Here is a 24,607-nt window from a genome sequence, read left to right as displayed (position 1 = left end):
ATCAGGGCGTGTCGTTCTTTTCCTGCTTTTCCTGGTCAGCCTTGTCGCCTTCGTCGGCCTGCGGGGCATCGGTCGGGATGTCCTCGCGGGCTTCGGCCTGCGCAGCCTGTTCGGCAGCGTTGGTGGCGGCCGGGGTGTCGCTGGCGGCCGAACCGAACAGCTGACCGTTGTGCACAACCGGGCCGGCCGAGGCCGATTCGGTACGGGCCTGCGGGGCTGCCGACTGTGCCGGGGCCTGAGTCGCGTCGACGGCATCCAGCATGCTGGTCTGCACCGGCGCGGCGGTCGGCTCCTTCACTTCCTGCGCAGCGGTCTCAATGACCGGAGCGGCCGGAGCTGCCGGAGCGGCCACCGGAGCCGGAGCCGCCGGAGCAGCGACCGGAGCAGCGACCGGAGCCGGAGCCACCGGAGCAGCAACCGGAGCCGGAGCCGCCGGAGCAGCGACCGGAGCCGGAGCCGTCGGAGCAGCGACCGGAGTCGAAGCCACCGGAGCAGCGGCCGGAGCCGGAGCCGTGGGAGCAGCTGCCGGGGCCGGAGCCGCCGGAGCAGCGACCGGAGCCGGAGCAGCTACCGGGGCCGAAACCACCGGAGCAGCCACCGGCTCAACCGGACGCGCAGCTTCCACCGGCGCGGCCGGCTGAGCAGCAACCGGGGTCGGCTTCGGGCTCTCCACGAACGGCACCGGGTCGTTGTAGGAAGCCGGCGCCTTCTCGGTGATCGGCTCGACTGCCGGGGCAGACGCCTTTTCAACGACCGGGGTCGGAGCCTTCTCGGCAACCGGTGCAGCCACCGGGGCCGGGGTCGGCTCGGCGTGACCGGCGGTCACGACCGGGCTGCTGACCACGGCGACCGGCGCCGCGGCAGCGACGGCCGCCACGGGGGCCGGGCGCGGGGCCTGGACCGGTGCGGGCGCAGCGGCCGGCGCGTTGCCGGATTCGTCGTCGAACTCGAACTCGGGCTGCGGCTGACCGTTGTTGGCCACCTGACGCTCCGCCGGGGCGGCGGTGCCGCCGTCCTGATCGCCGTCCTGGTCGTCGCCATCGTCATCCAGACCGTTGTCGTCACCGTTCAGGCCATCGCTGCCGGCAGCCTGCTCACCATTGCCACGACGACGGCGACGGCCACCGCGACGACCACGACGACGGCGCGAGGCGCCTTCACCGGTACCGTCTTCGGCATTGGCCGGCGCGTCACCCTGTTCGATGGCGTCGGTGTCGCTCAGCTGTGCATCCTCGGCCGGGGCGGCCTTGGCCGTTTCCTGGACGTGGGCGGCCGGCGCGGCGGCATCGGTGGCCACGACGGCAGCTGCAGCGATCACGGCGGCGTCGGCAGCGACCGGTGCAGTGCTGGTCGGCTTCGGTGCATCGGCCTGCGGCTGGCGCGCGGGCTTTTCGCTCACGGCCGGCTTCTCACCCTCGTTCTGCTGCGGCTTGGCCTGGCCGTTCTGGCCCTGCTTCTGCTTCAGCTTCGGCTGCTGCTGGTCATTGCGCGGTTCATTGCGCGGCTTGGCCGGCTGCTGCTCGTTGCGCGGCTTGCCCTGGCCGGGTGCCTGCACTTGCGCGGCGTTGCCATTGGCCGGTGCGGCGGCGGTGTCCTGACGGCGCTCGTCCCGACGCTCGCCCTTCGGGCCGCGTTCGCCACGCTCACCACGGTCCTTGCCACGGCCCTGCGCCTGCGCATTGCCGTTGCCACCGCGTTCGCCACGCTCATCACGACGGCCATTGCGGTCCTTGCCGTTGCGATCCTTGTTGCGACCATTGCGGTTGCCGTCCTGGCCCGGGCGGTTGCTCGGCTGCGGTGTGGCGGCCGGGGCCGGTTCGCCACCGAAGATGCGCTTCAGCCAACCCACCACGCCGGTTGCAGCCGGGGCGGCAACGGGGGCGGCGACCGGGGCCGGTGCGGCTTCCGGTTCCGGGGCTTCACGCACCGGGGCCGGCTGGCTGTGCTTGACCTGGGTCACCACCGGGGCGACCGGGATGTTCAGCTGGGCCTTGGTCAGCGCGTGCACCGGCAACTTGCGCGGGGTGCCGCGCTGGTAGCTCGGCTTGCCGCTTTCTTCGCCCAGCTCGTTCTCGCGCAGGCGGGTCACTTCGTAATGCGGGGTGTGCAGCTGCTCATCGGCGACGATCACGATCGGCGCGTCATGGCGCTGCTCGATCTCACGCAGCGCGCTGCGCTTCTCGTTGAGCAGGTAGTTGGCGATCTCAACCGGGGCCTGGACCAGCACCTGCCCGGTGTTCTCCTTCATCGCATGCTCTTCAGCCACGCGGATGATGGACAGCGACAGCGACTCGACGCTGCGCATGCGGCCATGGCCGTCGCAACGCGGGCAGACGATCTGGCTGGATTCGCCCAGGCTCGGACGCAGGCGCTGGCGGCTCATTTCCATCAGGCCGAAGCGCGAGATGCGGCCCAGCTGCACGCGCGCACGGTCGTACTTGAGTGCGTTCTGCAGGCGGTTCTCGACTTCGCGCTGGTGCTTGTTGGAGGCCATGTCGATGAAATCGATGACCACCAGGCCGCCCAGGTCGCGCAGGCGCAGCTGGCGTGCCACTTCGTCGGCTGCTTCCAGGTTGGTCTGGAAAGCGGTGTCCTCGATGTCGCTGCCCTTGGTGGCGCGCGAGGAGTTGACGTCGATGGCGGTCAGCGCTTCGGTCTGGTCGACCACGATCGAGCCGCCGGACGGCAGGCGGACGTTGCGTTCATACGCGCCTTCGATCTGCGATTCGATCTGGAAGCGGTTGAACAGCGGGATGTCGTCCTTGTAATGCTTGAGCTTGCGCAGGGTCTGCGGCATCACCTGCTGCATGAATTCCTGGGCGGTCTCGTACAGCTCTTCGGTGTCCACCAGGATCTCGCCGACATCGGCGCGCAGGTAGTCACGCAGGGCGCGCACGATCAGGCGCGATTCCTGGTAGATCAGGAACGAGGCCGGCTTGGTCAGCGCCGCTTCGGCGATCGACTTCCAGACCTGCAGCAGGTAGTCCAGATCCCACTGCAGCTCTTCGGCATCGCGGCCGACGCCGGCGGTGCGGATGATCACGCCCATGTCGTCGGGGATGTTCAGCTTGTCCAGCGCTTCTTTCAGCGCGGCGCGGTCTTCGCCCTCGATGCGACGCGAGACGCCACCGGCGCTCGGCGAGTTCGGCATCAGGACCATGTAGCGGCCGGCCAGCGAGATGAACGTGGTCAGGGCAGCGCCCTTGTTGCCGCGCTCTTCCTTGTCCACCTGGACCACGACTTCCTGGCCCTCGCGCAGCAGCTCGCGGATGCCGGCCTTGTTGTGGTCGACGCCCGCCTGGAAGTAATCGCGGGAGATTTCCTTCAGCGGCAGGAAGCCATGGCGCTCGCCGCCGTATTCGACGAAAGCGGCCTCCAGCGAAGGCTCAAGGCGCGTGATGCGGCCTTTGTAGATGTTCGACTTCTTCTGTTCCTTGGACGGCTGTTCGATGTCGATGTCGTACAGCGTCTGGCCATCCACGATGGCTACCCGCAGCTCTTCAGCCTGCGTGGCATTGATCAGCATTCGCTTCATTCTTGCGTTCCTCGCGCGCTGCTACCGCGCGGAACGCCATGGGGTTTCGCTTCTGGTCACGCTTCACCGCCCATCGCGCATGCGCGGGGAGGGCAGTTTGGGTTTCCAGCGCTACGACACCACGGCAGGCCGCGGGAGCGCTTCATTTGTTTTGGTTTGGGTGTTACTGGGCCGGAGGCAGCTTTCAGCCAGGCTGGAGCGCCACAGGGACATGTTCAGCGCGAATGCGTGTCAGACATCCGGCGATGGCCGGGACCGCCGGTGAGCCGCTAACATGGCCGCCCCGGGGGCGGTGGCTGCGCACTGTGCCGGAATCGAGGGAAGTCGGGCTTCTGGCCCAGAGCAACTTCCAACGAAATCAATCCCTTATCTCGCCCGCCGAGTGTAACAGAATAAAAGGCCAATGACCGTTACCGAGCCCACCCCCAAAGCCGCTGAAGCCATGACCAGCGTACGTATCATCACTGTCCCGGCCGACCGCGCCGGGCAACGCCTGGACAACTTCCTGCTCGGCCAGCTCAAGGGTGCACCGCGCAGCCTGATCTACAAGCTCGTCCGCAGTGGCCAGGTCCGCGTCAACGGCGGCCGCGCCAAGGCCGAGCGCAAGCTCGAGGGCGGCGACGAAGTGCGGGTTCCGCCCGTCCGTCTCAACGAGGAGGGCGACAAAGCCGGCCCCCCCGCCGCGTTCATGAAACGACTGGAGGATGCCATCGTGTTCGAAGACGATCGGCTGCTGGCGCTGAACAAGCCGTCGGGCGTAGCCAGCCACGGCGGCAGCGGCATCAGCTTCGGCGCGATCGAAACCCTGCGCGCGCTGCGCCCGGGCAAGACCCTGGAGCTGGTCCATCGGCTGGACCGCGACACCTCGGGCCTGCTGATCGTGGCCAAGAAGCGCTCCGCCCTGAGCGAGCTGCAGGCGCTGCTGCGGGAAGACCATGGCGCCGGCATCCGCAAGCGCTACCTGACCCTGCTGGCGGGCCGCATGCCCGATGGCACCATGACCGTGGACGCCCCGCTGCACGTGGGCCTGCGCCAGGGCGGCGAGCGCCATGTCCAGGTCAACCCGATCGGCAAGGAGTCGATCAGCCACTTCAAGGTGCTGGAGCGCAAGGGCGGGCATTCGTACTGCGAGGTGCGGATCGAAACCGGCCGCACCCACCAGATCCGCGTCCACGCCCAGCATCTGGGGCATCCGGTGGCCGGTGACGACAAGTACGGCGATCCGGACGTCAACAAGCGGCTTCGTGAGCAGATCGGGCTGAAGCGCCTGTTCCTGCACGCCGCCTCGCTGGAGTTCGCGCTGGACGCGGGCAAGACGCCGTACCTGATCAATGCACCGCTGGCCGAGGAGCTGGTCGAGGTGTTGAACCGGTTGAAATAGTGTCGGCGTAGGCCGCAGCGACGGGGTAGGTACCGACCGTTGGTCGGTACGCGCCCACGCCAATCACCCCAGGCCGGCATGACCAACGGTCATGCCCTACCGCTTCCCGCCCACACGGGCCGGCCTCACCACTTGAACAGCACCAGGCTGATCGCCAGGCTGCCCATGCCGGCCACCAGGCCGTACACGGTCTCGTGGCCCTTGGCGTAGCGCTTGGCCGCGGGCAGCAGCTCATCCAGGGCCAGGAACACCATCACGCCCGAAATGATCCCGAACACCCAGCCGAAGGTGGCGTGGTTGAGCACCCCGGACAACAGGACATAGCCGATGGCCGCGCCGATCGGTTCGGCCAGGCCGGACAGCAGGCTGGCGCCGAACGCGTAGAACTTGTTCTGCGTGGCGAAGTACACCGGCACCGCGATCGCGATGCCCTCGGGGATGTTGTGGATGGCGATGGCGAAGGCCAGTGGCATGCCCACCGACGGGCTCTCCAGCGTGGCGAAGAACGTCGCCAGGCCCTCCGGGAAATTGTGCGCGGTGATCGCCACGGCGGTCAGCAGGCCGACCCGTTTGATGTAGGCCTTGTTGTTGTCGCGGAACAGCGGATCCTGCTTGTCCAGGCTCTCGTGCGGGTTCGGGATCAGGTGGTCGATCACCACGATCAGCAGCACGCCGACCAGGAAGGCCGCAGTGCCGTAGGCGAAGCCCAGCCGGGCGTCATAGGCCTGGGTAAACGAGTCGATCGCCTTGTTGAGGATCTCGGTCAGCGAGACGAAAACCATCGCGCCGCCGGCAAAGGCCAGCCCGAACGCCAGCAGGCGCGGGTTGGGCCGGCGTGAGAACAGCACCATCAGGCTGCCTAGCGCGGTGGCCAGGCCGGCGGCCAGGGTCACCGCCAGGGCGATCCATACGTTTTCACTGGAAATATCAGGCATCCGCCGACGCGTCCTTGTAAAAGTGCAACGCGCCCCGGGCAGCAACACCGGGGCGCGGATCAGGGGGCACGAGGCTTGTGGCGGCTGACCTCAAGACAACGCGGCGATCAACCGCCGCGACGCAGCCGTTCTTCGACCGCGAAGCACTGGTCGGGCTTGGGCTGCGGCGGATTGAAGCTGACCGGCACCTGGATCGTGGTCGAGACCGTCTGCCCAGCGCGGGTAGCGGCCTTGAACTGCCAGGCCTGCACGGCTTTCTGTGCCTGCTCGTCGAGCTGGGCGTTGCCGCTGCCGCTGGCGAGCTGGACCTGGCTGGGCTGGCCGTCGGCCGCGATGGTCACCTTGAAGGTGCTGGTGCCGCCGATCCCCTGGCAGGCCAGTTCGATCGGGTACTCCGGTGGCGGCGTCTTGACCGCCGCGACCTCGGTGGGGGCGGCGACCGGGGCGGCCGGTTCGGCGGGCGTCTTGTTGCAGCCCGCCAGAGCGACCAGGGCAAGGCTGGACAGTGCGATGTACGGCAGTTTCATGGGCTTACTCCGTCAGGGCCGAGGCTTTCGCCGCGCAGATGAAGTCGTTCTCGCTCAGGCCACCCACGTCATGGGTGGAGAAGCGCACCACGGCGCGGTCGTAATGCACGCCCAGGTCCGGGTGGTGGTCTTCGCGATGGGCCACCCAGGCGAGCGCGTTCACGAAGGCCATGGTGCCGTGGTAGTTGTCGAAGCGGAAGGTACGGGTCAGCGCCTGGCCGGCCTCGGCCAGCTCCCAGCCCGGGACCTGGGCCAGCAGCTCGGTGACCCGGGCGGCGCCGAGCTTGTGGTCGCTGCCTTTGCGCGGCACGCAATGGGCTTGGGCCAGCGGAATCAGGTCGGCCATGGGTTCCTCCACATCTGGATGACTGAACAATGCGCGGTCGGGTGTATAAACCGAATGAGCGCATAACAAGGGATTGGCTAGAATAGCCCGATGATCCAGATATCCGACACTGCCCAATCCTATTTCCGCAAACTGATCGAGCGTGAGGCCGTGCCCGGCATGGGCGTGCGCCTGACCGCCGTCGATGCGGGCACCCCGCGCGCCGATGCCCGCCTGGAGTTCGCCGATCCGAGCGAACTGCTCGGTGATGAGTGGGCGGTGGACTGCGATGGCTTCACCCTCTACGTGGCCGCCACCAGCGTGGCCTGGGTCGATGGCGCCGAGATCGATTTCGTCACCAATGCGACCGGCAGCCAGCAGCTGACCATCAAGGCGCCCAAGATCAAGGGCGAGGCGCCGACGGAAGGTTCCTCGCTGGTCGAACGCGTGCGCTGGGTGGTGGAGAACGAAGTCAATCCCCAGCTGGCCTCGCATGGCGGAAAGGTCGCGGTGCAGGAAGTCTCGGCCGAGGGCGTGGTGCTGCTGCGCTTCGGTGGCGGCTGCCAGGGCTGCGGCATGGCCGACGTCACGCTCAAGCAGGGCATCGAAAAGACGCTGATGGGCCGCGTGCCCGGCATCACCGCGGTGCGCGACGCGACCGACCACGACAGTGGCGACGCGCCGTACATTCCCCGCGGCACGGCTGCCTGATCGCACTGCGTGCCACTGCGCCGGGCTGACGACATCCTCGATTGGCTGCTGGCTCGCCAGCCGGACAAGCGCATTCTCGAAAAAACCACGGGCCTCCCTTACGGGTGGGGCCTGTGGCTGCGTGCGTTGTCGCCGCTGCCGCGGCCGTTCCGCGCCAGCGAGGTGCTGGCCGAGCTGGCCCAGCGTGCGCCAGTTCCACACGGCGGACGCCTGCCGGCCCTGAGTTTCGCCCAGGCGATGCGTCGCCTGCTCTGGCAGGGCTGGGATCCGGCGCCGCGCGACCAGCGATGGATGCGCTGGACCTCGGCGGTGATCAGCGCATTGCTGCATTTGATGTTCGCCCTGTTGCTGCTGTGGGTCGCCTTGATCCGGCCGCCGAGCGAACCGGAGCAGGGTGGCGAGAGCGGGCGCGTGCAGGTGGCCTTCGTGGGCCGCGGCACCCCGCAACAGGAGGAAGGCGGCCAGCCGGCCGCCGAACCGGCGACCGCGGAGGCCGCCCGTGCCGCAGCGACCGACAGCGCCCAGGCGGTGGCTTCGGCCGGTGCCGACGCGCGTGAGCCGTCTGCCTCGGCGCCGCAGCCCGTCGCCGCGCCTGCACCGCCCAGTGAACCGCAGCCGGCGCCTCCCGCGCCGTCGACACCCGCGGTGGAGCAGCCTGTGCAGGCGACCGAGGTCGCCCAGGCCACGACTGATTTCGTGGTGCCGCCGACCAGCGTGCCGCGCACCGAAGTGCGTGTGGTGCCACGCGACCCGCAGGACATCGCCGTGCGCGAGCGCACCGTGGTGACCGTGGAAGCACCGACGCCGCGCAGCACCGTACCCACGCTGCGCCCGGCCGAACCGCAACTGCGGACACCCGACGTCACCGTCCAGGAGCGCCAGGTCACCGTGGTCGAAGCAGCCGCTCCGGCCGTTAGGGTGCCCGGCCCGCGGGTGGATGCCACGCTCCCGCAACGCGAACTGCAGGTGCGTGAGCGCGAGATCCGGCCAGTGACCGCACCTGCGGTGACGGTGGCGACGCTGCCCGCGCGCGAGGTCACCGTGCCGGGCCGATCACCGGAGGTCGCCGTGCGCGAACGCGCGGTGCCCAATGCCGCGCCACGCCCGGAACCCCCTTCGCCGACCGCGGCAAGCACTACCGCGACGGCCCCGGCAGCGTCCCGTGCCAATACCGCCGCCAGTCCTGCCGCCAGCGCGTCGAGCACCAGCGCGGCCAATGCGACGCGTGCGCCGGCCCGGCAGACGGCAGCAGCGCCGGGCAGCTGGGCCACGCCGAACCGCGCGGACGACTGGGGTGCGGCCAACCATCCGCAGGATGCCGATCTCAACGGCAGGGCCGTGAGTGCGACCCAGGGCAACGGCGGCAGCCTGTTCAAGGCCGATGGCAGTGTGCGCGTCCCGGGCCAGGCCGGCGCCGGCAATACCGAGCGCGGCGCGCCCGGTGGCGACAAGGACGGCTGGAGCAAGGAGCGCATCGCGCAGTCCGGTACCTGGCTCAAGCGCCCGCCGTACGACTACACCCCGACCTCGTTCGACAAGTACTGGGCACCCAACGAATCGCTGCTGGCCGAATGGGTCCGCAAGGGCATCAAGGCGGTCGAGATCCCGATCCCCGGCACGAGCTCGTCGATCTCGTGCGTGATTTCCGTCCTGCAGTTCGGCGGTGGTTGCGGCCTGAGTGATCCGAACATGCAGGACCAGCCCGCCATCGCGCGGCCGCCGCCGGACATCCCGTTCAAGAAAGAACTGCAGGAAGACAACGGCAGCCGCTGAGGCGTGGCTCTACCGGATGCTGGGCGTTACGGTGCGGCGTCCGCGTCCGCGTCCAGTTCCACGTCCGCATCCTGCAATGCGACGAAGGCCCAGAACGGCACGTTGCTGTCGCTCCAGTAGCGGCTGGCTTCGTCGAGCACCTCCAGCAGCGTGTCGAACTCCGCGCCGGCCTCGCTGCGCAGCGCATCGGCATCACTGAAGAACAGCGCGTAGCCGTTGGCCGGCAGCCAGGCCAGGTCGCGCAGGTTGTCGGTCAGCGCATCCCAGTTGCCGCCGAAGCCGGTCGGGAAGTCCAGGCGCGCGGCCAGTCGCATCAGCAGCGTGCGCTTGTCCTGGCAGCCGGCCAGGTCGATCTGGATCACGCGCAGGCCGGCATCGCGCATCGCCGCCGACAAGGGGGCGACATCGTCATTGCCGATCGCATAGATGCCGGCGTTGTTGATGTCGTGCAGGCCCAACTCGAATCCGTCATGCGTCATTGCCAGCTCCCGGCAGGTGGAACGTCGAAACTGCGGAACGTTTCATAGTGATCATCGGTATAGAACCAGCCAGTAGGGGGTGTGCCGCCGGTGACGATGCGCCGCGCGCCGCGATTGCCGGCGCCGGGCGTGTCCACCGTGTATTCGTGGTAGTAACCGCGCGGCCGCTGCGGCAGGCGTTGTTCGCGGTTGCTGAAAATGCTGCCGTCCTGCCGGTGCGGGAATGGGCCGCCGCGCTGGATCAGCGCGATGGTGTCGCGCGCTTCGGTGGGCAGGAACGGGGGCAGCGGATCGCGTGCCGCCTCGGGCGCCGCTTTCGATGACGCCGCTGCACCGGCGGCCGGCGCACTCTCCGGCTGGGTCAGCGACGGGGCGAACTGCGGCGCGGGCGGGCGCTGGGCCAGCTTGATGGCGGCCAGGCCACCGACCAGCAGCACGATGGCGATCAACAACAGCAGCGGCTTGCGCATGAGGGGCCAGGGACGATGGGCGAGGGGTCTACTCTACTGCGATCATCGGCCTGCACGGTGAGGCCCAGCCGAACAGGCGTGTTGCACTGCGATCGACGCCGTGCCGCCTGCGTGTGCCGTCACTTTCGCGTAACGATCCCGACACGCGATCGACCGCGCAGGACGAAGTTTCCTTTACATGGCCCTTGGTAAGCTTGTTGGCCATCCCCATCATCGACACCGCAACGCCCGGTCTTTGCCGGGCGAGTGAGCTACCAGGAGAACCACATGGCCTATACCCTCCCCAAGCTGTCCTACGCCTACGACGCGCTCGAGCCGCATATCGACGCAGCGACGATGGAAATCCACCACACCAAGCATCACCAGACGTACATCAACAACGTCAACGCAGCGCTGGAAGGCACCGAGTTCGCCGACCTGCCGGTGGAAGAACTGGTCAAGAAGACCAAGTCGCTGCCGGAGAACCTGCAGGGCGTCGTGCGCAACAACGGCGGCGGCCACGCCAACCACACCCTGTTCTGGACCGTGATGTCGCCCAACGGCGGCGGCGCTCCGGTGGGCGATGTGGCCAAGGCCATCGATTCGCAGCTGGGCGGCCTCGAGAAGTTCAAGGAAGCCTTCACCAAGGCGGCCCTGACCCGCTTCGGCAGCGGCTGGGCCTGGCTGAGCGTCACCCCCGACAAGAAGGTCGTGGTGGAAAGCAGCGCCAACCAGGACAGCCCGCTGATGGACGGCAACACGCCGATCCTGGCGCTGGACGTGTGGGAACACGCGTACTACCTGAAGTACCAGAACCGTCGCCCGGAATACATCGGCGCGTTCTTCAACGTCGTCGACTGGAATGAAGTCGAGCGTCGTTACCAGGAAGCCATCGCCTGATCGGCACGGTCACCTGACACACGAACGGCCAGGCAGCGATGCCTGGCCGTTTTTCGTTGGGACGCCGCCCGGCTCAGGGCGCGCCGGTGCTCTCCGGGGTCTGCAGGCGCAGGGTGGCCATCGTGCCCAGGCGCATCGCCGTGGGGTCACCTTCGCTGGCCGGCAGCTTGATGCTGTCCTGGCGGATGCCGCCGAAGTGCTTGACCTGGAACAGCACATCCAGCCCGTGGCCCCGTGCCGCGCCGGCCAACGAGGGTGGGTCCACGCGTTCGCCCGGGTTCTTGCGGGCCGGCTGGAAGCCCGGCGTGCTGCCCACCAGTTCGGTGATCTCGGCTGAAAAATCGCCCGCGATCAGCGAGGGCAGGCCGTCGGCGGTCGCGCCGATCCAGGTCATCAGGTCGCTGGTCTGGTGCCGGCGGATCTGTGCATCGTCCGGCTCCGGCCGCAGCCGGGCGACATAGATGTTGATCAGTTCTTCGTGCAGCTTGACCCGCAGCATGCCCGCCGCGCTGAACTGCCCGGGCGGATGCAGCAGGGTGACCGCGTCATCGGTCACGGGCAGACGGGTGAGCATGGCACTGCCGTGCCGCAGCGGCTGGCTGGGCGGGTCGGCGGTGACGAAATCGCAGCTGTAGCGCAGCCGGCTGGCCAGCCAGCAGGCCGGGTTGCGGCCCTGGGTCTGCTGTACACGCTGCACCGCGATCACGTCCGGCTGCATCGATTCGAGCAGTTGCAGCACCTGGTCACGGCGTTGCTGCCACTGCGCATCGTCCAGGGTCGGCAGCTCCAGCGTCGCGATCTTCAGCGAAGGCAGGGCGTCTTCGGCCTGGCGCGCATGTGCCAGGGCGGCGGGGGCTGTCATCAACAGCAGCAGGATCCAGCCTGGCCAACGTCGGGTCCCACCGGTGATGTGCGTGCGCATAACGATAAGTTTACGCTTCCGCCGTCGACGATCCGTGACATGTGCCCACCCGGGCGGCGGTCGCTGATCGGCCTGCCATGTCCGGCAGCGGCTGTCATGCAGCTGTGCAGCGTGCGCTGGGGTAGGGCGTTCCGGTAATCTTGGTCCTTTCGTGTTCGCAGGACAGCCCCACAGGATGAGCAATATCGCAGCCGCCAGCGCCGGCAAAGGCAAGATGCCGCGCCAGATTCCCTACATCATCGGCAATGAGGCCTGCGAACGCTTCAGCTTCTACGGGATGCGCAACATCCTGGTGCAGTTCCTGATCACCTCGCTGCTGCTGCAGGAGATCACCGCCGATGGCCGCGCCGGCGAGGCGAAGGACATCATGCACAGCTTCATGATCGGCGTGTATTTCTTCCCGCTGCTCGGCGGCTGGCTGGCCGACAAATTCTTCGGCAAGTACCACACCATCCTGTGGTTCAGCCTGATCTACTGCGCCGGCCACGCCTGCCTGGCCATCTTCGAAGACAGCCGCCAGGGCTTCTTCGTCGGCCTGGGCCTGATCGCGCTGGGCGCCGGTGGCATCAAGCCGCTGGTCGCCTCGTTCATGGGCGACCAGTTCGACCAGAGCAACAAGCACCTGGCCAAGGTCGTCTTCGATGCCTTCTACTGGATCATCAACTTCGGCTCGCTGTTCGCCTCGCTGCTGATTCCGCTGGCACTGAAGAACCTCGGCCCGGCGTGGGCGTTCGGCATCCCGGGCATCCTGATGTTCGTGGCGACCTTCGTGTTCTGGATGGGCCGCAAGCGCTATGTACTGGTGCCGCTGCCGCCGAAAGACCCGCATTCGTTCGGCAATGTCGTGCGCACCGCGCTGTCGGCGCAGGTGCCGGGCAAGGGCCGTCCGGGCCGTACGCTGGCGATCCTCGGTGCCGTGCTGGCAGTGGCCTCGATGGGGCTGGTCGGCAGCCTGGGCATCGTGATCTGCCTGTGCATCGCGCTGGTCCTGCTGCTGGCCGGTATCGGTGGTGGTACCTGGATGCAGCTGGACCGCGCGCGCGCGGTGCATCCGGCCGAGGCGGTCGAGGGCGTGCGCTCGGTGCTGCGCGTGCTGGTGATCTTCGCGCTGACCACCCCGTTCTTCTCGCTGTTCGACCAGAAGGCCTCGACCTGGGTCCTGCAGGGCCAGCAGATGGCCATGCCGAGCTGGTTCACCGCTTCGCAGATGCAGGCGCTGAACCCGCTGCTGGTGATGATCCTGATCCCGTTCAACAACCTGGTGCTGTACCCGATGCTGCGCCGCTTCGGCTTCGAGCCGACCGCGCTGCGCCGGATGACCGCCGGTATCGCCTTCAGCGGGCTGGCCTGGATCGTGGTCGGCGGCATCCAGGTGATGATGGACGGCGGCAACGTCATGTCGATCTTCTGGCAGATGCTGCCCTACGCGTTGCTGACCTTCGGTGAGGTGCTGGTCTCGGCCACCGGCCTGGAGTTCGCCTACAGCCAGGCGCCGCAGGCGATGAAGGGCGTGGTGATGAGCTTCTGGAACCTGACCACCACCATTGGCAACCTGTGGGTGCTGCTGTCCAACGCGGCGGTGCGCAACGATACGGTGACCCACCAGATCGCCAGTACGGGATTGAGCGAGGCGGCGTTCCTGATGTTCTTCTTCGCCGGCTTCGCGTTCCTGGCGGCGTTGGCCTTCGGTTGGTACGCCAAGCGCTATCGTATGGTCGACAACTACCGCACCGCCTGAGCCTGACATGACCCCAGTCAACCTGCTGCTGATCGCCATCACCGTCATCGTGTCGTGGATGGCGTTCAAGAACCGCGCGCTGGCCGACCGCCTGATCCTGTGGCCGCCCGCGGTGGACCGCAACCGTCAGTACGACCGCCTGATCACGTATGGCTTCATCCATGCCGATCTGTCGCACCTGGCGTTCAACATGATCACGCTGTTCTTCTTCGGCGGCTTCATCGAACAGGTGATGCTGCAGTTGAGCGGCAGCTACCTGACCTATCCGGCGTTCTACCTGGGGGCGTTGCTGGTCTCGATCCTGCCGAGCTACCTGAAGAACCAGAAGAACCCGAACTACCTCAGCCTGGGGGCGTCGGGTGCGGTCTCGGCGGTGCTGTTCGCCTTCATCCTGATCAAGCCGTGGTCGATCATCCTGGTGCTGTTCATTCCGGCCCCGGCGATCATCTATGCCGTGTTCTACGTGGGCTACAGCATCTGGATGGACCGCCGCGGTGGCGATCGCATCAACCACAGCGCGCACCTGGCCGGTGCAGCCTTCGGCGTGCTGTTCATGCTGGCCATGCAGCCGAGCATCTTCAGCCACTTCCTGCGTGAGCTGAGCAACCCGACTTTCAGCCTCGGCGGGTGAGTCGGGGATCTACCGACCAACGGTCGGTACCTACGTCGTGGCGCCGGGGGCGGTTGTACCGACCAACGGTCGGTACCTACCGACGGTGGGTCGATGCGTCGTCGCGCCGGGGGGGTAGCTCACGACCGTTGGTCGTGAGCACGTCTACCGGTCGTGAGCACGTCCACCGTCAGGCGGCCTTCTTGCCGTCCACGCCATAGGTGCTGAGCAGCCGGGCATAGACCTCTTGGTTGATCTGGTCGAATTCCCAGCCCTGGGTCTGGCCGTTCACGGCCAGCTGGAACAGGCCTTCGAGCAGGGAGCTGTCGGCATCGCCGTGGGCGGCGGGGGCGGGTGCGGTGTTGTCCATGCGGACCTCCGGAGAGCGGGTACGTACAGGCAGGTCTTCGCAAAAGCCATGCCAGCTTTCACGCCCTGTCCGAATCCGATATCGGCTTGAGTCGCGCAAGCTTTAGGGCGGCAAGTGACGCGCCGCGTCGCTGCTTGCCCCTGTTCAGGCTTCACGCGATCATGGCGGCCGGCTGCGCACTATCGCTGCAGTCGCCGCAGGAGACACCGCTCATGGCTTCGGTCACGCCGCCCGGACTGGCTTACGAGGTGGAGCACGATCTGGCCAATCACCGGTTCCAGGCTCGGGTCAAAGGGCATCTGGCACTGCTGGATTACCAGATCAAGCGCAAGCGGATGGTCATCACCCACACCGAGGTGCCCGAGCCGATCGCCGGGCGCGGGGTCGCGGGCGAACTGACCAAGGTGGCGCTGCGCTATGCGCGCGACAACAAGTTCAAGGTCGTGCCGGCCTGCGCATACGCCGAGGCGTTCCTGCAGCGGCATGAGGAGTACGACGACCTGCTGGTCCGATGAGGGCAGCGGGTCATGCTTCAGGGATGGCTGATCATGATGGTGGGTTACAACAAGGGGATTTCAGGATGAACATCGCAGGAAACCGTCGCGCGCTGCGCGCCAGCGCGTTGGCTTTGGCTATGGGCGTGGTGCTGGTGGCAGGCTGCAAGCGCGACGGCGACACACAGGCCCCGGCGACGCCGGCCGACACCGCTGCCGAGCCGGCCGCGCCCGCGGTGGCGCCCGAGGCGCCGCTCGAGCTGCGCGACGTGATTGAAACCTCGCCGCAGGCCGTGGTCGGGATCACCTACCCGCCGGACATCGCCCGTTATCCGGGTCTGGCCAAGGCGCTGGGTGGCTACGCCGACAGTGCGCGGGCAGAACTGCAGCAGGCGCTGGACGGGTTGGGCAACGACAAGCCGACCATGCCCTACGAGCTGTCGCTGACCTTCGAGAAGGTCCTGGAAACGCCGCAGCTGGTGGTGGTGACGGCCGATGGCAGCCGCTACACCGGTGGCGCCCATGGCGAGCCGCTGGTGGCGCGTTTCGTGTGGCTGCCGGAGCAGCAGCAGATGCTCACCGCCGACAAGCTGGTGGCGGACGCCAAGGGCTGGAAGGCGATCAGCGATTACGTGGCCGATCAGCTGCGCGAGCGCGTGGCGACCCGGTTGAGTGGCGATGAAATGGAGCCGGCGCAGATGCAGGAATCGCTGCGCAACGCGAGCCGGATGATCGCCGACGGCACCGGGCCGAGCGCGGACAACTTCAGCCAGTTCCAGCCGCTGACCGGTTCCGACGGGCGCATCTCTGCGATACGCTTCGTGTTCCCGCCCTACCAGGTAGGGCCGTACTCGGACGGCACGCAGACCGTGGACGTCCCGGCCGCCGTGCTGGTGCCGCACGTGGGTCAGGATGTCGCAGGGTTGTTCGCCCGGGGCTGATCGACGGAGGCGATGTGGACGCTGGGCTGCAACGACGGGTCACAGGGTTGCTGCATGAAGCGGGGGTCACCGTTGACGGTGACCAGCCGCAGGACATCACGGTGCACGACCCGCGCTTCTACGCGCGGGTCATGGCCCAGGGCTCGCTGGGCCTGGGCGAGAGTTACATGGACGGGCACTGGGATGCCCGCGCGTTGGACGACTTCCTCTTCCATCTGATGCAGGCGCATCTGGACGAGCGCGTGCACGGCTGGCGCGACCTGGCCGATGCGCTGAAGGCGCGGGTGTTCAACCTGCAGGCCGGGGCGGGCAGTTTCGAGGTCGGCCGGCGTCATTACGATCTGGGCAATGATCTGTACGAGGCGATGCTGGGCCAGCGGCTGGTCTACAGCTGCGGTTACTGGCGCGAGGCCACGGACCTGGATGCGGCCCAGGAGGCCAAGCTCGATCTCATCTGCCGCAAGCTGGGGCTGCGCCCCGGGCAACGGATTCTCGATATCGGCTGCGGGTGGGGCGAGGCACTGAAATTCGTGGCCGAGCGCTACGGCGTGTCCGGGGTGGGGGTGACGATTTCGCAGGAGCAGGCGGAGTATGCGCGGCAGTTGTGCGCGGGCCTGCCGGTCGAGATCCGGCTGCAGGACTACCACGACGTGGAGGAATCGTTCGACGCGATCCTGTCGGTGGGCATGTTCGAGCATGTGGGCGACAAGAACTATCGCGGCTACTTCGAGATGGCGCGGCGCTGCCTGCGACCGGATGGCCTGTTCCTGCTGCATTCGATCGGCAGCAATCTGTCGCGGCATCGCACCGATCCGTGGATCGCGAAGTACATCTTCCCGAACTCGATGCTGCCCTCGGCGGCACAGGTGACCGAGGCGCTGGAGGGGCTGTTCGTGCTCGAGGATTGGCACAACTTCGGCGCGGATTACGATCGGACGCTGCAGGCGTGGCGGACCAACATCGAAGCGGCGTGGCCGCGGCTGGATGCGCAGCGCTATGACGAACGGTTCCGCCGGATGTGGCGGTTCTACCTGGCCGGTTCGATGGCGAGTTTCCGCTGCCGGCATGCGCAGTTGTGGCAGTTGGTGCTGTCGCCGAACGGCGTGCCTGGGGGGTATGTGGCGCCGCGGTGAGTGAGCCATGAAAAACGCCCGGCAGTGCCGGGCGTTTTCCGTACAGCGCGTCGTCGGGATTGGACGCTTACTTCTTGCTGTCACCCGAGGTCAGGCCGCGCTTCTCGAGCAGGGGCTCGATCTGCGGCTCATGCCCGGCGAAATTGCGGAACAGTTCCATCGCATCGACGCTGCCGCCCTTGGACAGCAGGGTCTGGCGGAAGTGGTCGCCATTCTTGCGGCTCAGGCCACCGTTCTCGCGGAACCACTTCTGGGTGTTGGCATCCAGCACTTCCGACCAGATGTAGGCGTAGTAGCCGGCCGAGTAGCCGCCCATGATGTGGCTGAAGTACGGGGTCTTGTAACGCGGCGGGACCGGCGCGTAGAAGATGCCGTCCTTGGCCAGGGCCTCGGCTTCGAACTTCATGACGTCCTTGGCGGCCGGCACCTGGTCCGGGCCGATCTGGTGCCAGCGCTGATCGAGCATGGCCGCACCGAGGTATTCGGTGGTGGCGAAGCCCTGGTTGAACTTGGCGGCAGCGACGACCTTGTCGAGCAGGGCCTGCGGCATGGCCGTGCCGTTCTGGTAGTGCTTGGCGTAGTTCTTCAGGATGACCGGATCATCGGCCCACATCTCGTTGACCTGCGAGGGGAATTCGACGAAGTCGCGCGGCACCGAGGTGCCCGAGAAGTAGGGGTACTTCACGTTCGAGAACATGCCGTGCAGGGCGTGGCCGAATTCGTGGAAGGTGGTTGTCACTTCATCCCAGGTCAGCAGGGTCGGCTTGCCGGCCGGCGGCTTGGGGATGTTGAGGTGGTTGGCGACCACCGGCTTGAAGCCGGTCAGTTCGGACTGCGAAACGTACGAGTTCATCCACGCGCCGCCGCGCTTGGAGGCGCGTGCATACGGGTCGAAGATGAAGATCGCCAGCTGGCTGCCGTCGGCATCGAACACGTCGTAGACGGTGACGTCCTCGTGGTAGACCGGCAGGTCGGTGCGCTGCTTGAAGGTCAGGCCGAACTCGAGCTGGGCGGCGTGGAAGACGCCGTTCTCGAGCACGTTCTTCATTTCGAAGTACGGCTTGAGCTGGGATTCGTCGAAGTTGTACTTGGCCTGGCGCACCTTCTCGCTGTAGAAGGCCCAGTCCCATGCTTCCAGCTTGAAGGTCGGCTTGCCGGCGGCCTTCTGTTCCTTGTCGATCATCGTCTGCAGATCGGCGGCTTCGCGCTTGGCGTTGGCCACCGCGGCCGGGGCCAGCTGGCCGAGCATCGCGTTGACGGCTTCGGGCGTCTTGGCGGTCTGGTTGGTGAGGTTGTAGGCGGCGAAGTTCGCAAAGCCCATCAGCTTGGCCTTGTCGGCACGCAGCTGCATGATGCGCGAGACCAGGGCGGTGTTGTCGTACTCGCCGCCGCGGCTGCCGCGGGTCACCGAGGCTTCGTAGATCTTCTGGCGCAGCGCACGGTTGGCCAGGTTGGTCAGCGGCGGCTGGCCGGTGGTGTTGAGCAGGGTGATGACGTACTTGCCGTCCTGGCCACGGGCCTTGGCGGCTTCGGCGGCGGCGGAGATCTGTTCCTGCGAGAGGCCGTCCAGTTCCTTGACGTCGTCGACGGTGATCGCCGAAGCGTTCACTTCGGCCAGCACGTTCTGGCTGAACTTGGTGCCCAGGTTGGCCAGTTCGGCGTTCATTTCCTTGAGCTTGGTCTTGTCCGCTTCGGACAGCTTGGCGCCGGCGCGGACGTAGTTCTCGTAGTACTTCTCGACCAGGCGCACGCCTTCGGCGTCGAGGCCGAGCTGGGTGCGGGTGTCGTACAGGGTCTGGATGCGGGCGAACAGCTTGCCGTTCAGCGCGATGGCGTCGCTGTGCGCGGCGAAGCGTGCGGAGTAATCGGCCTGCAGCTTCTTGCGTGCGTCGTTGGTGTCGGCACCGACGAGGCTGAAGAACACGGTGGTGGCGCGATCCAGGGTGTCACCGCTCTTTTCCAGGGCGATGAGGGTGTTGTCGAAGGTCGGCTTGGCCTTGTTGTTGGCGATCGCCTCGACTTCCTTCAGCTGCTGGGCCATGCCGGCGTCGAAGGCGGGAGCGAAGTCGCTGTCCTTGATCTTGTCGAACTGCGGGAAGTGCAGCGGCAGCGGGCTGTCGGCGAAGAACGGGTTGGCCTGCTGGGCGGCAGTCGCGGTCGCGGCCGGGGTGGCGGCGGTGGCGGAATAAGCGGGCAGGGCAAGGCCGAGGGTCACGGCGACGGCGAGGGCAAGACGGGTGGTCAAGGGGAAATCTCCGGTCAGACAAGTCTTTGAGGGTAACCCGAGCCGTTGCGGAGGGGCTTGTGTCGAAAGGCATGTTTTGGCCAGAGCAGGCCAGCACTGGACAGCCCATTGGCGCCTTGATGTCAGCCGGGCTGGTCCGTGCCGCCCGGAGGGTAGTGCCGGCCGCTGGCCGGCTCCTCACATCCCCAGGCCGCACGCGGTGGGCGAGCTAAGATGGGTCTTTCCACCGGAGCCCCTGCCATGACCACCGCCTTCGATTTCCCGTTCGTGGACCTGTCCGGCCAGCCGCAGGCCTTGGCGCAGTACCAGGGCAAGGTTTTGCTGCTGGTCAATGTGGCCAGCAAGTGCGGATTCACGCCGCAGTACGAGGGGCTGGAAGCGCTGTGGCGGGAGTTCGGGCCGCGGGGACTGGTGGTGATCGGGTTTCCCTGCGATCAGTTCGGGCACCAGGAGCCGGGCGATGCGGCGCAGATCGGGGAGTTCTGTTCGCTGACCTACGGGGTCAGTTTCCCGATGTCGGACAAGGTCGAGGTCAACGGCGACGGCGCCGATCCCCTATGGCAGTGGCTCAAGCGCGAGAAGGCCGGGGTGCTGGGGACGCGCGGGATCAAGTGGAACTTCAGCAAGTTCCTGGTCGGCCGCGAGGGGCAGGTGCTGGGGCGGTATGCGCCGACCGACACGCCGGCATCGCTGCGCGGGGATATCGAGGCCGCGCTGGGTTGACGGCGTCGCCCGGCCAGGGCCGCGGCGACGGGTAGAGCCGGCCGCTGGCCGGCTGCTCGTGTTGAATTACCTTGGCGGGGTCCAGCCACGCATGGCGTGGCTCCACCTTATTTTTCGACGAACGCGCGCTCGAACACGTAATGACCCGGGGTGCCGATGCGCGGCGAGGTCTGGAAGCCGCGGCTGTCCAGCACGGTGCGCAGGTCGGCCAGCATCTGCGGGCTGCCGCAGATCATGGCGCGGTCGTGTTCCGGGTCCAGCGGCGGCAGGCCGAGGGTTTTCTGCATCTCGCCGCTTTCCATCAGCGAGGTCAGGCGGCCCTGGTTCGGGAAGGCTTCGCGGGTCACGGCCGGGTAGTAGAGCAGCTTGTCGCCGATCATCTCGCCGAGGAATTCGTGCTCGCGCAGTTCCTTCTCGAACAGGTCGCGGTAGGCCAGGTCCTTTTCGTAGCGCACGCCGTGGGTGAGGATCACCTTGTCGAAACGCTCGTAGGTTTCCGGATCCTTGATCACCGACAGCCACGGCGCCAGGCCAGTGCCGGTGCCGAGCAGGTACAGGTGCTTGCCCGGGTGCAGGTCGCTGATCAGCAGGGTGCCGGTGGGCTTCTTGCCGACCAGCACCTTGTCGCCCGGCTGGATGTGCTGCAGGCGCGAGGTCAGCGGGCCGTCCTGGACCTTGATGCTGAAGAACTCCAGGTTCTCTTCCCAGTTGGCACTGGCGATGGAGTACGCGCGCAGCAGCGGGCGCGCTTCGGTTTCCAGGCCGATCATCACGAACTGGCCGTTCTCGAAGCGGAAGCCGCTGTCGCGGGTCGTGGTGAAGCTGAAGTAGGCATCGGTCCAGTGACGGACCTCAAGCACCGTTTCGGCGCCAAAAGCGGAAGACATGGGGGTGGGGTTCTGGTCGGTTTCGTCGGGTCTAGTTTATCTCAAATGAGATAAATTCTCATTGACTGGCCGGACAGGCCCGTCAGGCGGGGGTTTCAGCGGTAGCCGGCCGCCTGCAGCTCGAACAGTTCGGCATAGCGGCCGCCCTGGATCATCAGTTCGGCGTGGGTGCCGCTGGCCTCGATACGGCCGCCGGCCAGCACCAGGATGCGGTCGGCCATGCGCACCGAGGAGAAGCGGTGCGAGATCAGCACGGCGGTGCGGTTGTCGGACAGTTCCTTGAACCGCTGGAACACCTCGAACTCGCTACGCGCATCCAGGGCAGCGGTTGGTTCGTCCAGGATCATGACCTGCGCATCGCGCATGTAGGCACGCGCGATCGCGATTTTCTGCCACTGCCCGCCGGACAGGTCCACGCCCATCTTGAAGCGGCGGCCGATGAGCTGGTCGTAGCCACCGGGCAGGCCGGCGATGACCTCGTCGGCCATGCCGCGGCGGGCGGCATCGCGGATGCGGGCGTCGTCGGTCATCGCCTCGACCAGGCCGACGCCGATGTTCTCGCCGGCGCTGAGGTTGTAGCGCACGAAGTCCTGGAAGATCACGCCCATGTTGGCGCGCAGGTCATCCAGGTCGTAATCGCGCAGGTCGCGGCCATCGAGCAGGATGCGGCCTTCGTCGGGGTCGTACAGGCGGGCCAGCAGCTTGACCAGGGTGGTCTTGCCGGCACCGTTCTCGCCGACCAGGGCCAGCACTTCGCCGGCGCGCAGTTCGAAATCCAGCTGGCGCACTGCCCAGTTTTCGGCATCGGGATAACGGAAGCCGACGTTCTCGAACACGAAGCCGTCGGTGATCGGCTGCGGAATGGCGACCGCGTCCGGGCGCGAATGGATCTCCGGTTGGATCTGGAAGAACGAGAACAGATCGTCCAGATACAACGCCTGCCCGGCGACCTGCGAAAACCCGATCAGCAGGCCTTCGAGCAGTTGGCGCAGGCGCAGGAAACTGCCGGCGAGGAAGGTCAGGTCGCCGATCGAGAAATCGCCGCGCACGGTGCGCCACGCGATATAGGCATACGCGGCGTAATAGCCCAGCGTCCCCAGTGCGGCCAGCAGCGTGCCCCAGATCGCGCGCTTGCGGGCCAGCGCACGGTTGGCGAGATAGAACTTCTCCGCCAGCCGTTTGTAGCGGTCGATCAGGAACCGATGGAGGTTGAAGATCTTCACCTCCTTGGCGGTCTCCACGCTGGCCCCGATCTGGCGCAGGTATTCCAGCTGACGGCGCTCCGGCGTCCACTGGAAGTTGAGGCTGTAGCCGGCGGCGTTGAAATGCGATTCGCCGATGAACGCCGGGATCAGCGCGACCGCGAGCAGCAGGATCAACCACGGCGCGTACACGATCAGGCCGACCGCGAGACTGGCCACGGTGATGCTGTCCTGCACCTGGCCGAACAGCTGGCTCATCAGGTTCATGCGGCCCATGGTCTGGCGCCGTGCGCGGTCCAGCTTGTCCTGCAGGTCGGGGTCTTCGAAGTCCTCCAGATCCAGTTCGGCCGCGTGTTCCATCAGGCGCACGCTGGTGACGTTGGTGAACAGCTCCGACAGCAAGGTGTCCGCGTAGCTGACCATGCGGCCGAGCAGGTCCGAGGCCATCGCCAGGCCGAACTCGAGTGCGAGCAGGCCGAGCAGCGGGTTCAGCAGCCCGCTGGAGAGGGCCTCGCCGAACGGCGGGAAACCCGCATCGTGCTGGCTGAGCAGCACTGCCGCATCGATGATCAGTTTGCCGACATAGAGCATCGCCACCGGCAGCAATGCACGGATCACGCGCAGACCCAGGCTGGCCAAGGTCAGCCCGGGGCTGGTCTGCCAGACCTGGCGCAGGAACGGGGGCAGGTTGCGCATCGCATTGACGCGCTCGCGCAGGCTGGGGTTCTTCTGGCCGGGTGCACCGGCAGCGGGGGAGGCGGGCATGGGCGGTATTGTGCGCGCCGTGGCCGTGGTTGATGCATGAATTCAGTCCATGCGCAGATTGCAGACGCGGACGCACCGAAGCCGGCACTACCCGACCCTTACGGCAGCGGCGGCAGCAGCCCGGCGCCGAGGCGGTTCCAGGCATTGATCACCGCGATGCCCATGCTCAGGTCGCTGATGCCCTTCTCGTCGAAGTGCGGCGCCAGCGCCTCGTAGGCGGCGTCGGAGGGGGCCGCACTGCTCAGCCGGGTCAGCGCCTCGGCCCAGCCCAGCGCGGCGCGCTCGCGCGCATCGAAGAAGCGGCTTTCGTGCCAGGCCGGCAGCGTATCCAGCTTACGCGGTTCGATCCCGCCCTTGCGCAGGGTGGTGCCGTGCATGTCCATGCAGTAACCGCAGCCATTGATCTGCGAGACACGCAGGAACACCAGTTCCATCAGCACCGGATCGATCGAGCTGTCGTGCACGGCCTTGCTGGTGGCCAGCAGGCCCTTGAAGGCCTCGGCGGCGAGGCGGGTGTAGGGAACACGGGGGGACGCAGACATGACGGACTCCATGACGGCCGCAGCGGCCGTCTTCATCAGGAGGACGTGCCAGCGTCGCGCGCTGTGACAAGGGCCGTGAGTTTTTCCGGATTGAGCACGCTGAGCACGCGCACGATGCGCCCTGCATCGACCGTGATCATCGTGACCGAGTGCAGCTGGTCGCCGGCGAAACGCAGGATCGCCGGCTCGCCGTTGACCTGGCCGAGCCGGGCCGGATGCTGCCCGTTGCGGCGCGCGATCGCCCAGTACAGCTGTGCGATGCGCTCGGCCCCCAGCAGGGGACGGATCGCCGCGGTCACGCGGCCACCGCCGTCGGAGATCATCTCGGCATTGGCATCGAGCAGCGAGCGGATCGCGGTCAGATCGCCCTGCTGCGAGGCGTCCATGAAGCGCGCCAGCAGGTCGCGGTGCTGCGCGGGCGAGACCGTGAAGCGCGGGGCGCCCGTCTGCAGCCGCTGGCGCGCCCGGTGCACCAGCTGCCGGCAGTTGGCGGGCGAGTGCTCCAGCAGGGGCGCGATATCCGGGTAGTCGTAGTCGAACACGTCCTTGAGCAGGAAGGCGGCACGCTCGTCCGGCTTGAGCTGCTCCAGCAGCGCCAGGAAGGCCACCGAGACCTCGTCGGCCAGCGCATGCCGCTGGGCCGGGTCCTGCAGCGGGTCCGGATCCAGGGCGATCTCCAGCGGTTCGGGCAGCCAGGGCCCGACGTACTCCAGGCGCGCGCTGCGCATCGCGCGCAGCCGGTCCAAACCGAGCCGGGTGGTCGCGGTGACCAGCCAGCCCTCCGGATCACGGATCGCGGCGATGTCGGAGCCCTGCCAGCGCAGCCAGGCGTCCTGGACGATGTCCTCGGCGTCGCTGCGGCTGCCCAGCAGGCGGTAGGCCAGGGCGAACAGGCGGGGGCGGTGGGTCTGGAAGGTGTCGGTCGGGGTCATGCCGGGAGGACGCGGCAGGGCGGGCCGCTGTGACAAGGCTGGGCGGCCACTGTGCACCAAAAGCCGCGGCCGCGAGCGATTCTCAACG

23 protein-coding genes are annotated in these 24,607 nt (G+C 67.2%); 10 read left to right on the top strand and 13 right to left on the bottom strand.

The window, feature by feature from the left end; all coding sequences use genetic code 11:
* Position 1: 1 nt before the first annotated feature.
* Positions 2-3,535 carry an Rne/Rng family ribonuclease gene (locus AB9O74_RS11985; protein ID WP_369349448.1) on the bottom strand — a complete coding sequence of 1,178 codons (3,534 nt, stop codon included), beginning with the start codon at positions 3,533-3,535 and terminating at the stop codon, positions 2-4.
* Positions 3,536-3,977: 442 nt separating this feature from the next.
* Between AB9O74_RS11985 and AB9O74_RS11980 the strand changes: the two genes are divergently transcribed.
* Positions 3,978-4,916 carry an RluA family pseudouridine synthase gene (locus AB9O74_RS11980; protein WP_019182886.1) on the top strand — a complete coding sequence of 313 codons (939 nt, stop codon included), beginning with the start codon at positions 3,978-3,980 and terminating at the stop codon, positions 4,914-4,916.
* 125 nt (positions 4,917-5,041) lie between these two features.
* Here AB9O74_RS11980 and zupT read toward each other — a convergent pair whose 3' ends face one another.
* The 3 genes from zupT to AB9O74_RS11965 all read right to left on the bottom strand — a co-directional run bounded on the left by zupT (position 5,042) and on the right by AB9O74_RS11965 (position 6,724).
* Positions 5,042-5,851: a zinc transporter ZupT gene (zupT, locus tag AB9O74_RS11975; protein ID WP_176989452.1), complete on the bottom strand. Its 810-nt coding sequence runs from the start codon at positions 5,849-5,851 to the stop codon at positions 5,042-5,044.
* 107 nt (positions 5,852-5,958) lie between these two features.
* Positions 5,959-6,378, bottom strand: a complete 420-nt coding sequence (locus AB9O74_RS11970) for an energy transducer TonB (protein ID WP_179458505.1) — start codon at positions 6,376-6,378, stop codon at positions 5,959-5,961.
* 4 nt (positions 6,379-6,382) lie between these two features.
* Positions 6,383-6,724: a 4a-hydroxytetrahydrobiopterin dehydratase gene (locus AB9O74_RS11965; protein WP_176989454.1), complete on the bottom strand. Its 342-nt coding sequence runs from the start codon at positions 6,722-6,724 to the stop codon at positions 6,383-6,385.
* 90 nt (positions 6,725-6,814) lie between these two features.
* Between AB9O74_RS11965 and AB9O74_RS11960 the strand changes: the two genes are divergently transcribed.
* Entirely contained in the window at positions 6,815-7,414 is a 600-nt protein-coding gene (locus AB9O74_RS11960) for an NfuA family Fe-S biogenesis protein (protein ID WP_176989455.1), read from the top strand.
* 9 nt (positions 7,415-7,423) lie between these two features.
* The gene (locus AB9O74_RS11955) at positions 7,424-9,187 is read left to right on the top strand and encodes a hypothetical protein (protein WP_369349447.1); all 1,764 of its coding nucleotides are present in this window, start codon (positions 7,424-7,426) and stop codon (positions 9,185-9,187) included.
* Positions 9,188-9,213: 26 nt separating this feature from the next.
* Here the strand turns inward: AB9O74_RS11955 and AB9O74_RS11950 are convergent, their stop codons facing one another.
* Positions 9,214-9,666: a barstar family protein gene (locus tag AB9O74_RS11950; RefSeq protein ID WP_369349446.1), complete on the bottom strand. Its 453-nt coding sequence runs from the start codon at positions 9,664-9,666 to the stop codon at positions 9,214-9,216.
* Entirely contained in the window at positions 9,663-10,136 is a 474-nt protein-coding gene (locus AB9O74_RS11945; RefSeq protein ID WP_369349445.1) for a ribonuclease domain-containing protein, read from the bottom strand. Before AB9O74_RS11945 ends, AB9O74_RS11950 begins: the two co-directional genes overlap by 4 nt.
* A 267-nt stretch (positions 10,137-10,403) precedes the next feature.
* On the opposite strand from AB9O74_RS11945, the gene AB9O74_RS11940 reads away from it, so the two are divergent.
* On the top strand, positions 10,404-11,015 hold the full coding sequence (locus AB9O74_RS11940) for a superoxide dismutase (protein WP_123730769.1): 612 nt from the start codon (positions 10,404-10,406) through the stop codon (positions 11,013-11,015).
* Positions 11,016-11,088: 73 nt separating this feature from the next.
* On the opposite strand, the gene AB9O74_RS11935 is transcribed toward AB9O74_RS11940, so the two are convergent.
* Positions 11,089-11,877, bottom strand: coding sequence for an endonuclease/exonuclease/phosphatase family protein (locus tag AB9O74_RS11935; protein ID WP_369349444.1), 789 nt, complete (start codon positions 11,875-11,877; stop codon positions 11,089-11,091).
* Positions 11,878-12,112: 235 nt separating this feature from the next.
* On the opposite strand from AB9O74_RS11935, the gene AB9O74_RS11930 reads away from it, so the two are divergent.
* Positions 12,113-13,675 carry an oligopeptide:H+ symporter gene (locus tag AB9O74_RS11930; protein WP_176989460.1) on the top strand — a complete coding sequence of 521 codons (1,563 nt, stop codon included), beginning with the start codon at positions 12,113-12,115 and terminating at the stop codon, positions 13,673-13,675.
* 7 nt (positions 13,676-13,682) lie between these two features.
* Entirely contained in the window at positions 13,683-14,306 is a 624-nt protein-coding gene (locus AB9O74_RS11925; RefSeq protein WP_319212117.1) for a rhomboid family intramembrane serine protease, read from the top strand.
* Between the two features lie 169 nt (positions 14,307-14,475).
* Here AB9O74_RS11925 and AB9O74_RS11920 read toward each other — a convergent pair whose 3' ends face one another.
* The gene (locus AB9O74_RS11920; RefSeq protein WP_369349443.1) at positions 14,476-14,655 is read right to left on the bottom strand and encodes a hypothetical protein; all 180 of its coding nucleotides are present in this window, start codon (positions 14,653-14,655) and stop codon (positions 14,476-14,478) included.
* Between the two features lie 212 nt (positions 14,656-14,867).
* On the opposite strand from AB9O74_RS11920, the gene AB9O74_RS11915 reads away from it, so the two are divergent.
* The 3 genes from AB9O74_RS11915 (at position 14,868) to cfa (ending at position 17,223) form a co-directional block, all read left to right on the top strand.
* Entirely contained in the window at positions 14,868-15,170 is a 303-nt protein-coding gene (locus AB9O74_RS11915) for a GNAT family N-acetyltransferase (protein WP_176989462.1), read from the top strand.
* A gap of 65 nt (positions 15,171-15,235) precedes the next feature.
* On the top strand, positions 15,236-16,090 hold the full coding sequence (locus AB9O74_RS11910; protein ID WP_176989463.1) for a DUF3298 and DUF4163 domain-containing protein: 855 nt from the start codon (positions 15,236-15,238) through the stop codon (positions 16,088-16,090).
* Positions 16,091-16,104: 14 nt separating this feature from the next.
* The gene (gene cfa, locus AB9O74_RS11905; RefSeq protein WP_369349442.1) at positions 16,105-17,223 is read left to right on the top strand and encodes a cyclopropane fatty acyl phospholipid synthase; all 1,119 of its coding nucleotides are present in this window, start codon (positions 16,105-16,107) and stop codon (positions 17,221-17,223) included.
* 67 nt (positions 17,224-17,290) lie between these two features.
* Here the strand turns inward: cfa and AB9O74_RS11900 are convergent, their stop codons facing one another.
* Complete coding sequence (locus AB9O74_RS11900) at positions 17,291-19,468, bottom strand: M3 family metallopeptidase (RefSeq protein ID WP_369349441.1); 2,178 nt, start codon at positions 19,466-19,468, stop codon at positions 17,291-17,293.
* Positions 19,469-19,708: 240 nt separating this feature from the next.
* Here AB9O74_RS11900 and AB9O74_RS11895 point away from each other — a divergent pair, with 240 nt between their 5' ends.
* Positions 19,709-20,191 (top strand): glutathione peroxidase, encoded by a 483-nt coding sequence (locus AB9O74_RS11895; protein ID WP_369349440.1) that lies wholly within the window; start codon positions 19,709-19,711, stop codon positions 20,189-20,191.
* A gap of 107 nt (positions 20,192-20,298) precedes the next feature.
* Here the strand turns inward: AB9O74_RS11895 and AB9O74_RS11890 are convergent, their stop codons facing one another.
* The 4 genes from AB9O74_RS11890 to AB9O74_RS11875 all read right to left on the bottom strand — a co-directional run bounded on the left by AB9O74_RS11890 (position 20,299) and on the right by AB9O74_RS11875 (position 24,519).
* Positions 20,299-21,078: a ferredoxin--NADP reductase gene (locus AB9O74_RS11890; RefSeq protein WP_354273483.1), complete on the bottom strand. Its 780-nt coding sequence runs from the start codon at positions 21,076-21,078 to the stop codon at positions 20,299-20,301.
* A 95-nt stretch (positions 21,079-21,173) separates the two neighbouring features.
* On the bottom strand, positions 21,174-23,045 hold the full coding sequence (locus AB9O74_RS11885; protein ID WP_369349439.1) for an ABC transporter ATP-binding protein: 1,872 nt from the start codon (positions 23,043-23,045) through the stop codon (positions 21,174-21,176).
* A 98-nt stretch (positions 23,046-23,143) separates the two neighbouring features.
* A complete protein-coding gene (locus AB9O74_RS11880) occupies positions 23,144-23,587 on the bottom strand; it encodes a carboxymuconolactone decarboxylase family protein (protein ID WP_346478207.1) in 444 nt (147 codons plus the stop codon).
* A 35-nt stretch (positions 23,588-23,622) separates the two neighbouring features.
* On the bottom strand, positions 23,623-24,519 hold the full coding sequence (locus AB9O74_RS11875; RefSeq protein ID WP_369349438.1) for an RNA polymerase sigma-70 factor: 897 nt from the start codon (positions 24,517-24,519) through the stop codon (positions 23,623-23,625).
* Between the last annotated feature and the right edge of the window lie 88 nt (positions 24,520-24,607).

Source organism: Stenotrophomonas sp. JAG2 (assembly GCF_041080745.1).
Lineage (GTDB): Bacteria > Pseudomonadota > Gammaproteobacteria > Xanthomonadales > Xanthomonadaceae > Stenotrophomonas > Stenotrophomonas maltophilia_AA.
The sequence above is the reverse complement of the archived record's forward strand: the minus strand, read 5'-3'. Positions and strand labels throughout refer to the sequence as shown.